Raw genomic sequence first — 12219 nt, 5'->3', positions numbered from 1 at the left:
GCACACGGAAGAACACGGCGGAAGAGCGAATCGGCGACCCGGGGTGACCGCGACCAGAGCGGTTGCCCACCTATCTGGGGACAAACCTGTGGATAGTGTGGATAACACCGTGAATCAGTTATCGCGAGGAGTGACCGTGCGGCCAAATGGGCGGTCCTCGGGCTCGCAGGCGGCCGTACCCCGCGGTTCGACCACGGAGCGTGAGAATTCGGCTGGGCCGAACGAGTCTGGGTTGACCCCACAGTCCGGGCGGGACCTCGCCAAGGCGGCGCTGGAGGCTGCCCGCGCCAAGGCGCAGTCGCGGAAAACCCCGCTCGGCAAGCGACCCGCCACCGGCACGCGCCAGGACCCGCGCCGCCGCCGGTGGTCCGGGCCCGGCGCGGACTCGCGCGATCCACAGCCACTCGGCCGGATCGTCTCCCGGATCGCGGTCGAGCGCGGGTGGAACGGCCGGCTGGCCTCGGGCCAGGTGTTCGGCCACTGGGCCCGCCTGGTCGGGGAAGAGGTGGCCGAGCACGCGCAGCCGGTCGCGCTGAAAGACGGTGAACTGACCGTGCGCGCGAGCTCCACCGCCTGGGCCACGCAGCTCCGCCTGCTGCAGGGCCAACTGCTCGGCAAGATCGCCGCCGGGGTGGGGAACGGCGTGGTCAAGCGCATGCGCATCCAGGGTCCGACGGCGCCGAGCTGGCGAAAGGGACCACGCCACGTCTCCGGTCGCGGCCCCCGCGACACATACGGGTGAGCAGGGCTTGACTCCGAGCTGACTCATTGCCCCGAGAGCGCGCGGAGCCACGCGGATCCATTGCCCGAGTCGACTTGAGTCGAGTTCGTGGCTCTGTGACGAAATCAGGGGTGTCCTTGCCGCATGTGAGCGGACGTGGCCAAGTACCATGTTCGTAGCGGGATGACCGCGCTGCTCGAGACGAGGAGAAAACACGCCGGTGACAGCGAACAAGAACGACTACAACGCATCGTCCATCACCGTGCTCGAGGGTCTTGAAGCGGTTCGCAAGCGCCCTGGCATGTACATCGGCTCGACCGGCGAACGCGGCCTGCACCACCTGGTCCAGGAAGTCGTGGACAACTCCGTCGACGAGGCGATGGCCGGGCACGCGACCAAGGTCGACGTCATTCTACTGGCCGACGGCGGCGTCCGCGTGATCGACGACGGCCGCGGCATCCCGGTGGAGATGCACCCCAAGGAGAAGAAGCCGACCGTCGAGGTCGTCCTCACCGTGCTGCACGCGGGCGGCAAGTTCGACAGCGACTCGTACGCGGTCTCCGGCGGGCTGCACGGCGTCGGCGTCTCCGTGGTGAACGCGCTGTCCTCCGCCCTCGACGTGGAGATCCACCTCGGCGGCAAGATCTGGACCCAGCACTACGACCGCTCGGTCCCCGGCCCGCTGATCGAGGCCGGCGAGACCGACCGCACCGGCACCACGGTCACCTTCTGGGCCGACCCGGACATCTTCGAGACCACCACCTACAACGCCGAGACCATCGCCAGGCGGCTGCAGGAGATGGCGTTCCTGAACAAGGGCCTCACGCTGAGCCTGCGCGACGAGCGCGTGGCCGAGGAGGAGACCGAGGAGGACGCCTCCGGGCAGCAGGCCAGGGTCAAGGAACGCGTCTACTGCTACCCGGGCGGGCTCGAGGACTTCGTCAAGCACATCAACGGCAGCAAGGACCCGATCCACAACAGCGTCATCTCCTTCGACGCCAAGGGCGACGGCCTCGAGGTCGAGGTGGCGATGCAGTGGAACACCGGCTTCACGCCGTCGGTCTACACCTTCGCCAACACGATCAACACGCACGAGGGCGGCACCCACGAAGAGGGCTTCCGCGCCGCGCTGACCCGCATCGTCAACGCGTACGCGCGCGACAAGAAGCTGCTCAAGGAGAAGGACACGAACCTCACCGGTGACGACGTGCGCGAAGGCCTCGCCGCGATCGTCTCGGTGAAGCTGGCCGAACCGCAGTTCGAGGGCCAGACCAAGACCAAGCTGGGCAACAGCGAGGCCAAGTCGTTCGTGCAGACCAAGACGAACGAGTGGCTGGCCGACTGGTTCGAGCGCAATCCGGCCGAGGCCAAGACGGTCATCAACAAGTCGATCTCCTCGGCGCAGGCGCGCATGGCCGCCCGCAAGGCCCGCGACCTGGTCCGCCGCAAGGGCGCGCTGGAGATCGGCGGCCTGCCCGGCAAGCTGAAGGACTGCCGCTCCACCAACCCGGAGGAGTGCGAGCTCTACATCGTCGAGGGTGACTCGGCCGGCGGCTCGGCCAAGGAGGGCCGGGACTCGATGTACCAGGCGATCCTGCCGATCCGCGGCAAGATCATCAACGTCGAGAAGGCCCGCATCGACCGGGTGCTGAAGAACACCGAGGTCCAGTCGCTGATCACCGCGCTGGGCACCGGCATCCACGACGAGTTCGACCTGGCCAAGCTGCGCTACCACAAGATCGTGCTGATGGCCGACGCCGACGTCGACGGCCAGCACATCACCACGCTGCTGCTCACCCTGCTGTTCCGCTTCATGCGGCCGCTGGTCGAGCACGGCCACGTCTTCCTCTCGCGGCCGCCGCTGTACAAGATCAAGTGGCCGCGGCAGGAACCCGAGTACGCCTACTCCGACCGCGAGCGCGACGGCCTGATCGCCGAGGGCGTCGCGGCGGGCAAGAAGCTCCCCAAGGACGACGCGATCCAGCGCTACAAGGGTCTCGGCGAGATGAACGCCGAAGAGCTGTGGGAGACCACGATGGACCCGGCCAACCGGCTGCTGGGCCAGGTCACCCTGGACGACGCGGCCACCGCGGACGAGCTGTTCTCGGTGCTGATGGGCGAGGACGTGGAGGCCCGCCGCTCGTTCATCACCCGCAACGCCAAGGACGTCCGCTTCCTCGACGTGTGAGTCCCCGCCACGGACTTTTCCTGAACCATAGAAGGACCAGATGACGGAAACCTTGCCGCCGGAGAACGACCGCGTCGAACCGGTCGACATCCAGCAGGAGATGCAGCGCTCCTACATCGACTACGCGATGAGCGTGATCGTGTCGCGGGCGCTGCCGGACGTGCGTGACGGGCTCAAGCCGGTGGCCCGCCGGATCCTGTACTCGATGTACGACTCCGGGTTCCGGCCCGAGCGCGGGTACAACAAGTGCTCGCGCGTGGTCGGCGACGTGATGGGCAACTACCACCCCCACGGTGACTCGGCGATCTACGACGCGCTGGTCCGGCTCGCGCAGCCGTGGTCCATGCGCAACCCGCTGATCGACGGCCAGGGCAACTTCGGCTCCTCGGGCAACGACCCGGCTGCTGCCATGAGGTACTGCGTGGTCGGCGACACCCGGGTCAAGCTGGCCGACGGCTCGACCGTCCGGATCGGCGACATCGTGCCGGGCGCCGCGCCGAACAGCGACAACCCGATCGACCTCAAGGTGCTCGACCGCAACGGTGATCCGGTGCGGGCCGAGATGCTGTTCCACTCCGGCGACCACGCCACGCTCAAGCTCGCCACCCGCGAGGGTTTCGAGCTGACCGGCACCCACAACCACCCGGTGCTCTGCCTGGTGAACGTGCTCGGGGTGCCGACCCTGCTGTGGAAGCTGCTCGAAGAGGTCCGGCCGGGCGACCGCGTGGTCATGCAGCGCGTCGAAGCGGCCGAGGACCACATGTCCGAGGTCCGCCGGTGGGTCGAGGGCCTGCTGGCCGGTGCGTTCGTCGCCGAAGGCTTCGTCTCGGAAGGCCGCGCCGGGTTCAACAACATCGACGAGGACTTCTTCCGGTACGTCGTCGACAGCTACGACCACGTGGTCGGTGGCCCTCGCTACGTTTCCCAGCGCCGGATCGCCTCCGGCTCGCTGCTGCACGAACTCGACATCCAGAACCTGAGCGCGTTGCGGGCCAGCTCGCTCGGTGAGATGGTCGGCCGGCGCAGTGCCGACAAGCGGGTGCCCGAGTTCGTCTGGCGGTCCGGGAAGACGGTCAAGCGGGCGTTCCTCATCGGGCTGTTCACCGGTGACGGCTCGTGCTCGGCGCTGCCGAGGGACTCCGTGCAGATCTCCTACTCCACCCGGAGCGACCGGCTGGCCCGCGAGGTCCAGCAGCTGCTCCTGGAGTTCGGGGTGGTCGCCAAGCTGGTGCGATACGAGCACGGCGAGCGGAAGCTGGTCATCAGCAACCGCCGGGACGCCCGGCTGTTCGCCACCAGGGTGAGCTTCCACGGGGCCAAGCAGGCCAAGCTCGAGCGCATCCTCGACGCGCTCCCGGTCGACTCCCGGTCGATGTCCTCGGACCACGTGCCGTACGTCGGCGAGTTCCTGCGTGCGCACGGGGCCACCAGCCGGACCGACCGCGACTGGCTGCGCAGGCACAACGTCGACCGCGTGGAGCGGTGGGAGAACCGGCGCGAAGAGATCAGCTCGCACATCACCGACGCGGCCGCGCTGTCGGTGGTCGAGCCGCTGGTCGACGGGCGGTTCTACTACGCGGAAGTCGCTTCGGTCACCGAAGCCGGGGTCCAGCCCGTCTACAGCCTGCGGGTGGACACGGACGACCACGCCTTCGTCACCGACGGCTTCGTCAGCCACAACACCGAAGCCCGTCTCGCGCCGTTGGCGATGGAGATGCTCCGGGACATCGACGAGGACACCGTCGACTTCTCGGACAACTACGACGGCCGTACCCGTGAGCCGGACGTGCTGCCGGCGCGGTTCCCGAACCTGCTGGTCAACGGCGGTTCCGGGATCGCGGTCGGGATGGCGACGAACATCCCGCCGCACAACCTGCGCGAGGTGGCCGACGGGGTGATCTGGGCGCTGGAGCACCCGGACGCCACCGAGGACGAGCTGCTCGCGGCCTTGCTGCAGCGGATCAAGGGGCCCGACTTCCCGACCAAGGGCCTGATCCTCGGCCACGCCGGCATCGAGGACGCCTACCGCACCGGCCGCGGCTCGATCCGCATGCGCGCGGTGGTCGAGGTCGAAGAGGACACCAAGGGCCGCACCATCCTGGTGGTCACCGAGCTGCCCTACCAGGTCAACCCGGACAACCTGGTGGAGAACATCGCCAACCTGGTCCGCGACGGCAAGCTCACCGGCATCGCGGACATCGCCGACGAGTCGAACAGCCGCCGCGGCATGCGCATCGTGGTCACGCTCAAGCGCGACGCGGTGGCCAAGGTGGTGCTGAACAACCTCTACAAGCACACCCAGCTGCAGTACAACTTCGGCGTCAACATGCTGGCGCTGGTCGACGGGGTGCCGCGCACGCTGCGGCTCGACCAGATCATCCGGCACTACGTCAAGCACCAGGTCGAGGTCATCGTCCGCCGGACCAAGTTCCGGCTGCGCAAGGCCGAGGAGCGCGCGCACATCCTGCGTGGTCTGGTCAAGGCGCTGGACATGCTCGACGAGGTGATCGCGCTGATCCGCCGGTCGCCGTCGGCCGAGGAGGCGCGCGCCGGGCTGATCGAGCTGCTCGACGTCGACGAGGTGCAGGCCGTCGCCATCCTCGACATGCAGCTGCGCCGGCTGGCCGCGCTGGAGCGCCAGAAGATCGTCGACGAGCTGGCCAAGATCGAGACCGAGATCGCCGACCTGAAGGACATCCTGGAGCGCCCGGAGCGCCAGCGGCAGATCATCTCGGACGAGCTGACCGAGGTCGTCGACAAGCACGGCAACGACCGGCGCACCCAGATCATCCCGTTCGACGGCGAGGTCTCCATCGAGGACCTCATCGCGGTCGAGGACGTGGTGGTCACCATCACCCGGACCGGGTACGCCAAGCGGACGAAAACCGACCTGTACCGCTCGCAGCGGCGTGGCGGCAAGGGCGTGCAGGGCGCCACGCTCAAGCAGGACGACATCGTCCAGCACTTCTTCGTCTGCTCCACGCACGACTGGATCCTGTTCTTCACGAACAAGGGCCGGGTCTACCGCGCGAAGGCCTACGAACTGCCGGAGGCCAACCGCAACGCGCGCGGGCAGCACGTGGCGAACCTGCTGGCCTTCCAACCGGACGAGCAGATCGCCAGTGTCATCCAGATCAAGGACTACCAGGTCGCCCCGTACCTGGTGCTGGCGACGAGGAAGGGCCTGGTCAAGAAGACCAAGCTGGCCGACTTCGACTCGAACCGCTCCGGCGGGCTGATCGGCGTCAACCTCCGCGAGGGCGACGAGCTGGTCGGCGCGGTGCTGGTCTCCGCCGAGGACGACCTGCTCCTGGTCTCCTCGGACGGCCAGTCCATCCGCTTCCACGCCACCGACGAGGCGCTGCGGCCGATGGGCCGCGCCACCTCGGGTGTGCTGGGCATGCGGTTCAACGACGGCGACGAGCTGCTCGGCATCAACGTGGTCACCCAGGACAAGTTCCTGCTGGTGGCGACGGACGGCGGGTACGCGAAGCGGACGCCGATCGAGGACTACCCGATCCAGGGACGCGGCGGCAAGGGCGTTCTGACCATCCAGCACGACCAGCGCCGTGGCAGGCTGGTGGCAGCACTCATCGTCGACGTCGACGACGAGCTGTACGCCATCACGTCGAGCGGTGGGGTCATCCGGACCCCGGCCGAGCAGGTGCGCAAGGCCGGGCGGCAGACGAAGGGCGTCAGGCTGATGAATCTCGGCGAAGGCACTACCCTTCTCGCCGTCGCGCGCAACGCGGACGAGCCGTCGGACGTCAACGGTGCAGCCGGAGGAGACGACACGCAGGAGCCACAGGAGTAGTGGTTCCGGACTCGGTAAGGACTGACGCTTCGTGACACCATCGGACAAGCCCGAGAACCACGGATCCAACGGCACGGCGGCAGGGCCGGCGACGCCGCCGTGGCAGCGCGTGGCGAAGGACGAGGGCAACGGTTCGGCTCCGGCTGCCCCGGAGCCCGCCGTCGCCGCCCCCTCGGCCGCGACGCCGTCCGCCACGCCTCCGGCTTCGACACCGGCTCCGGCTCAGCCGACGGCCGCGGCCGGAGCCCCGGCCCCGGCTTCGGCGGAGTCCGGCAGCGAGGCGACGGTCCAGCAGCAGTGGCCCGGCGGGGGCGAGGCCGCCCAGGCCCAGCCCGCGGCCGCACCCCCGCCGGTGCAGTACGACCACACCCCGCCCGAGCAGCCGCTGGCGACCGGTTCGGCCACCTCGCGGCTGTTCGGCGGCGGTGACTCCGGTCAGCAGTCGAGCGGCTCGGGCAAGCGCCCCGCGCCGACCGCCCTGCGGCGCCCCGGCCGCGGTCCACGGCGGGCGAGCCTGCAGATCAAGCGGTTCGACCCGTGGTCGGTGCTGAAGCTGTCGCTGGTGCTCGGCGTGGCGATGTTCTTCGTCTGGCTGGTCGCGGTCGGCGTGCTCTACACCGTGCTCGACGGCATGGGGGTGTGGGAGAAGCTGAACGGCACCTACACCTCGCTGGTCCAGGGTGAGGGCACCGCCACCGCGGCGGAACCGCTGATCAGCGCCGGTCGCGTGTTCGGCATCGCGGCCATCATCGGGGCGATCAACATCGTGCTGCTGTCCGCGCTGGCCACGGTCAGCGCGTTCATCTACAACGTCTCCGCCGACCTCGCCGGCGGGCTGGAGGTGACCCTCTCCGAGAGGGAGTGACCCCGCGTGAAGGGGCGAGAAGGGGTCAGGTAGGCTTCTTCTCGTTCCCAGGGCCCATAGCTCAGGCGGTTAGAGCGCTTCGCTGATAACGAAGAGGTCCCAGGTTCAAGTCCTGGTGGGCCCACCCTGAGAACGAACCCCCGTCACCTCGTGGCGGGGGTTGTTTCGTTTCCGGGTCCGCGGGGCACTTCCTGGCGTAGCTGACCACCACCGGCTCGCTTTTGGAGGACCCCGATGTCCGATGACGTCGTCGAACTGATCCTGAACGACCACCGCAAGTTCGAAGAGCTGATGCGCGGACTGCGGGATTCGACCTCCGACCGGGCCGGGCTGCGTGACGAACTGGCGCAGCTGCTCGTGGCGCACGGGGAGGCCGAGGAGCGCGAGGTCTACCCGCAGCTGGAGAAGAAGGCCTCCGACGACGAGGACGTGGAGCACAGCGAGGAGGAGCACGCCGAGATCAACAAGGCGCTGCTCGAGTTCCTGGAGGTGAAGGACCTCGACGGGGACGACTACGACGAGAAGCTCGAAGAACTCGCCGAGGTGCTGAACCACCACGTCAACGAAGAGGAGCAGACACTGCTCAACGACGCACGCGAAGAGGTGCCGTCGGAGGAGCGGGCGAAGCTGGGTGCGGCGTTCCTGGTCGCCAGGGACACGCTGCTGAAGACCAACTGCGGGCGCATCGAGAACGTGCGCCTGGTCGTGGAGAAGACCAAGGACCGGATCGACTGAGGTTCCACGTGGAACAAGGGGCGGGGATGGTTCCCCGCCCCTTGTCCGTGTCCGTGGGGGTTACTACTCGGCGCGCTGCCTGGCCTCGTCGACCTTGGCCTTCTCCTTGGCGCGGCGCAGCTCGTCCTCCTTGTCGGCGACCTCCTGCTGCGACTGGCCCTTGTCCTGCTGGGCCTGGCCTTCGCGCTGCAGGTCGTCGTTGCCGAGCACGGTGCCCGCGGTCTCCTTGACCCGGCCCTTGACGTCCTCGACGGCCCCCTTGACGCCTTCCTGCTGTTCGTCGCGGTTGCTCATCTCGTCCCTCCTGTCGGCGAACGTGCTACTCCTCGGCTACCCGGTAGTGGACCGCGCAAACGCCGCGCCCCCCGGGTGCAGTAGCATCGACCGGGCAAGCGAAACGGTTTTTTGTTCGTGGAGAGGGGCCCAGGGTGAAGAAGCTGTTGGCGCTCGCGGTTGTCGCGGCCGGCGTTCTTTTCGTCGTGAAGCGGAACAAGGACGCGAAGGCCGAAGCCGACCTCTGGCGCGAGGCCACCGCCCCGACCGGCAAGCCGCTCGGCGCCGTCTCGACGAACGGCAGCGCTCCGACCAAGACCTCGGACGCGGCGAACAACTGAACTTCCCGCGAGCGGCCGAGCAGGCCGCTCGCTCCGGGGCTGTAGCTCAATTGGTAGAGCACCGCCTTTGCAAGGCGGGGGTCAGGGGTTCGATTCCCCTCAGCTCCACAGATGGCAGGCTCGTGCTCGCGGAGAGCGCGAGCCTTTTCTGTTCCGCCGTGTTTTCCGGGGGTGCGACCCCCACGCCCCGCCCGGAGGGCTTCGCCCCCGGACCCCCAGCCGTGGTCGTCTTGGGCAGGCCGGGATTCGTCGGTATCGGGGACAAGGTTGATCTTGAGTCGCTAGGGTCCCGCGTTGGGTCATTCGACCCTTGATGATGGAAAACTGGAGGGATCATCAATGCTGCGCAAGATTCGTGCCTTGCTGCTGGGGGCAGTGGCGGTCATGGGACTGGTGGTGGTGTCCGCCCCGGCGGCGCAGGCCGCCAGCTACACCGCGGTCGCCCAGCAGTCGGGCTACAGCCGGACCGTCATCCTGTGGCGGAACAACGACAACCAGTGCTTCCACGCCGAGGGCAGGAACCTGCTGCGGGGTGAGACGGTCTCCGTGGTGAAGAACGAGTCGGAGGTGCTCACCGCGACCTCGCCGGCCGACGGTTCGACCGTCAGCACGGGTTCGTTCTGCAGCCGGGGGTCCTACTACTTCGGCGCGCTCGACCTGCGTGCGCCGGATGTCTTCGTCAAGACGAACGCTTATTGGACGTGATCCCCGGCGGGGTGAAGTGAGCTGAAGGGGCTGGGTGACCGCGGGTCATCCAGCCCCCTTTTCGTTGTTCGTCCAGCCGGTCCTCGTCGAGTTCGGTGAAGGTGTGCATGATTTCGGCGATAGCGGCGAGGAAATCGCCGTAGTGGGGCAGGAAGTCGCCGGGGGTTTTCCTCGCTGTGCCACTGGTTCAGGCTCCGCGTCATCGAGCCGACCTGGTAGGTGACGCGTTCGAGGGCGTCGATGACCGCCTGGTAGCCGGTGAATTCGGTGTGGTGCGAGTGCGTTCCTCCTCCAGCAGCCCCTCTCGCAGCGCGGGGTGCACGTCACCGTTGCGGCGAGCGCACTCTTGGCGATCAGCGCGAGCGTGTGCCGCTCGTGGCTGTCCGACTTCGCCCGTCCGAACCACTGCCTGATGCGCGCGACGAGACCCTGACGCGCCACCGTCGTCCGCTGCGCCATGTCCGCCGCGGAGTCGATCAACCGCGATCGAGGTCCAGCGCACGGAGCTGCGAGCGGGTGGAGATGCCGAGCTTCGGGTAGGTCTTGTACAGGTGGTAGCCGACCGTGCGCGGGCTCAGGAACAACCGCGTGCCGATCTCGCGGTTGCTCAGGCCGTGGGCGGCGAGTCGCGCGACCCGCAGTTCCTGGTCGGTGAGGGCGGTACCGGTTCGCGGTCGGCCGCCGCCGGTGGGACGCAGTTGGGCTTCGGCGGCGGCAGCCCAGGTCGAGGCACCCAGGCGGGTGAAGGTTTCCAGCGCCGAGCGCAGGAGGGGCCGGGCCTTCGACGGACGCCGGGTGCGGCGAAGCCATTCCCCGTGCAAAAGCTGGGTTCTCGCTTGCTCGAAGGGGTGATCGCCGCCGAAGGATTCCGCGTCGCCGAAGAGTTTGCCCGTGTCGTCCTCATCGGACAGCAGGGCGCGGCTGCGCGCCAGGCGCGCGTGCACCAGCGGTGACGTGGTGCGGTCGGCCCACGGGCGCCAGGCTTCGAGGGTCCGGCGTGCTTCCGCCGGATCACCCGCGCGGACCAGGGCTTCGATCAGGTCGGCGGTGGCCAGGTTCGCCACCTGGTGGTGGGTGATCGACGACAGGTGTTCCGCCGCGGCGTCGGAATTCCCGTTCGACAGCTCGAAAAGCCCGGCCGCCCAGGTGGCGCGGGAGGCGGCGAGGTGGTTGTGCAGCGGGACGGCCAGGTCACGCGCGGCGGTCGTCTCGCGCAGGCAGGCGACGGCCGAACCGCGGGCGGCGGCCAGCAGCGCCAGCGTCGCGTGGAAATCGGCTCGCCGCACCCGCTGACCGGTGTCCTCTGTGGACCGGATGCCTTCCTCGGCACGTGCCTGCGCCCGGTCCCAGTGCCCGAGGTCGAATTCCAGCTCGGACAACCACAGCATCGGCAACGTCAGCACCGCGTGCATCCCGTTGACCGCGAACTCGTCCAGCGCCGAACGGCCGAAGTCGTAGGCCTGTCGCGCGGACGGTCCCGACATGCTCAGCACCAGCGGCCAAAGCCATTGGTGGGCATCGCTCGTGCGCAGGCTCGCAGGTGCGGTGGACCGCAGGCGCCAGGGGTCCGCGGTGTGGGCGTCGGCCGACAGCGAGGTCAGGCGGGCGAGCAGCCCGGCGTACTCGCCGAATTCGGGATCGGTGAAACGCGCGGCGATGGGTTCCAGCGGCAGTCCGGCGTGGTGTGCGGCGGCCGCGGCCATGAACAACAAACCGGGATCCGGGCCCGCGCGCAGTAGATGGTCGTGCGCGGACAACTGGTCACCGTCGCCGAGGGCGATCAGGCCGTGCAGGCGATCGAGCGTCCGCGCGACAGCCGGATCGTGTCGCTCCGGAGTGGCCTCGGCGACGAGCGTGCGAGCCAGTTCGGCCTGTCCCGACTTCCAAGCGAGATAAGCGGCCGCGGCCGACCGGCGTTGGCGTTCCGGCTCCTTCGACAGCCGGGCAGCGGCCCGCAGAACCGTTGCGGCGGAAGCGATTCCTCCGCGCCGGGCGGCGTCGGCCGAATGCGCTTCGAGCCGCGCTGCCAGTGATTCGTTGGGAAGCACTTCCGGCTCGGTCAGAATCGCTTGGTACGGCAGGCCGGGCAGCACCAGCGACGGCAGTCCGGGATTCCAGCCCTCGCGCGCGGTCAGCACGAACGCGACCGAGGACGCGCGCCTCGCCGCGAACAGCAGGGCCGCGATCGACGACTGATCCCAGAGATCCACATCGTCGACGGTGACCAGCAGCGGCGAAATCGACTCGAACAACTGCAGCACCGCCGTGTACAGCACGAGATCCGTGCACGGCGAATCGAGCGAGCCCAGCGCCGTGTGGATCGCGTCCCGGTGCACGGGAGCCAGCGACTCGACTTCCGGCGCGAGCGGGCCGAGCAACTGGTGCAGTCCGGCGAAGGCGATCATCGACTCCGATGCCGTTCCGTACGCGGACAACCGCCGGAAGCCGTCCGCCCGGATCGACTTCAGCAGCGCGGATTTCCCCGCGCCTTCGACCACCAGCGCACCACCGCGCCCGGCGAGCAGGGCGTCGATCGCGGCCAGTTCGCGTTCCCGTTCCAGCAACACGCGATCGACG

9 protein-coding genes and 2 tRNA genes are annotated in these 12219 nt (G+C 68.6%); 9 read left to right on the top strand and 2 right to left on the bottom strand.

The window, feature by feature from the left end:
• Positions 1–232: 232 nt before the first annotated feature.
• The 6 genes from JOM49_RS06300 to JOM49_RS06275 all read left to right on the top strand — a co-directional run bounded on the left by JOM49_RS06300 (position 233) and on the right by JOM49_RS06275 (position 8323).
• Complete coding sequence (locus JOM49_RS06300) at positions 233–742, top strand: DciA family protein (RefSeq protein ID WP_209663410.1); 510 nt, start codon at positions 233–235, stop codon at positions 740–742.
• Between the two features lie 199 nt (positions 743–941).
• Positions 942–2909 (top strand): DNA topoisomerase (ATP-hydrolyzing) subunit B, encoded by a 1968-nt coding sequence (gene gyrB, locus JOM49_RS06295; RefSeq protein ID WP_209663409.1) that lies wholly within the window; start codon positions 942–944, stop codon positions 2907–2909.
• A gap of 40 nt (positions 2910–2949) precedes the next feature.
• The gene (gyrA, locus tag JOM49_RS06290) at positions 2950–6723 is read left to right on the top strand and encodes an intein-containing DNA gyrase subunit A (protein WP_209663408.1); all 3774 of its coding nucleotides are present in this window, start codon (positions 2950–2952) and stop codon (positions 6721–6723) included.
• Between the two features lie 31 nt (positions 6724–6754).
• A complete protein-coding gene (locus JOM49_RS44020) occupies positions 6755–7588 on the top strand; it encodes a DUF3566 domain-containing protein (RefSeq protein WP_209663407.1) in 834 nt (277 codons plus the stop codon).
• Between the two features lie 50 nt (positions 7589–7638).
• Positions 7639–7712: transfer RNA gene (locus JOM49_RS06280), tRNA-Ile, on the top strand.
• A gap of 110 nt (positions 7713–7822) precedes the next feature.
• Positions 7823–8323 (top strand): hemerythrin domain-containing protein, encoded by a 501-nt coding sequence (locus JOM49_RS06275; protein ID WP_209663406.1) that lies wholly within the window; start codon positions 7823–7825, stop codon positions 8321–8323.
• Positions 8324–8386: 63 nt separating this feature from the next.
• On the opposite strand, the gene mbp1 is transcribed toward JOM49_RS06275, so the two are convergent.
• The gene (gene mbp1, locus JOM49_RS06270) at positions 8387–8617 is read right to left on the bottom strand and encodes a microaggregate-binding protein 1 (protein ID WP_209663405.1); all 231 of its coding nucleotides are present in this window, start codon (positions 8615–8617) and stop codon (positions 8387–8389) included.
• A gap of 134 nt (positions 8618–8751) precedes the next feature.
• Here mbp1 and JOM49_RS06265 point away from each other — a divergent pair, with 134 nt between their 5' ends.
• The 3 genes from JOM49_RS06265 to JOM49_RS06255 all read left to right on the top strand — a co-directional run bounded on the left by JOM49_RS06265 (position 8752) and on the right by JOM49_RS06255 (position 9642).
• Positions 8752–8937 (top strand): DLW-39 family protein, encoded by a 186-nt coding sequence (locus JOM49_RS06265; RefSeq protein WP_209663404.1) that lies wholly within the window; start codon positions 8752–8754, stop codon positions 8935–8937.
• A 35-nt stretch (positions 8938–8972) separates the two neighbouring features.
• Positions 8973–9045, top strand: a tRNA-Ala gene (locus JOM49_RS06260).
• Between the two features lie 231 nt (positions 9046–9276).
• Positions 9277–9642: a hypothetical protein gene (locus JOM49_RS06255; RefSeq protein WP_209663403.1), complete on the top strand. Its 366-nt coding sequence runs from the start codon at positions 9277–9279 to the stop codon at positions 9640–9642.
• Between the two features lie 476 nt (positions 9643–10118).
• Here the strand turns inward: JOM49_RS06255 and JOM49_RS06250 are convergent, their stop codons facing one another.
• Positions 10119–12209 carry a helix-turn-helix transcriptional regulator gene (locus tag JOM49_RS06250; protein WP_209663402.1) on the bottom strand — a complete coding sequence of 697 codons (2091 nt, stop codon included), beginning with the start codon at positions 12207–12209 and terminating at the stop codon, positions 10119–10121.
• Between the last annotated feature and the right edge of the window lie 10 nt (positions 12210–12219).

The sequence above is a fragment of the Amycolatopsis magusensis genome (genome assembly GCF_017875555.1).
GTDB lineage: Bacteria > Actinomycetota > Actinomycetes > Mycobacteriales > Pseudonocardiaceae > Amycolatopsis > Amycolatopsis magusensis.
The sequence above is the reverse complement of the archived record's forward strand: the minus strand, read 5'-3'. Positions and strand labels throughout refer to the sequence as shown.

What these genes read in the sequence shown, in the direction of transcription:
- gyrA (WP_209663408.1), top strand. Translation starts at nt 2,950, where the DNA reads ATGACGGAAACCTTGCCGCCGGAGAACGACCGCGTCGAACCGGTCGAC.
- JOM49_RS06275 (WP_209663406.1), top strand. Translation starts at nt 7,823, where the DNA reads ATGTCCGATGACGTCGTCGAACTGATCCTGAACGACCACCGCAAGTTC.
- mbp1 (WP_209663405.1), bottom strand. Translation starts at nt 8,617, where the DNA reads ATGAGCAACCGCGACGAACAGCAGGAAGGCGTCAAGGGGGCCGTCGAG.
- JOM49_RS06255 (WP_209663403.1), top strand. Translation starts at nt 9,277, where the DNA reads ATGCTGCGCAAGATTCGTGCCTTGCTGCTGGGGGCAGTGGCGGTCATG.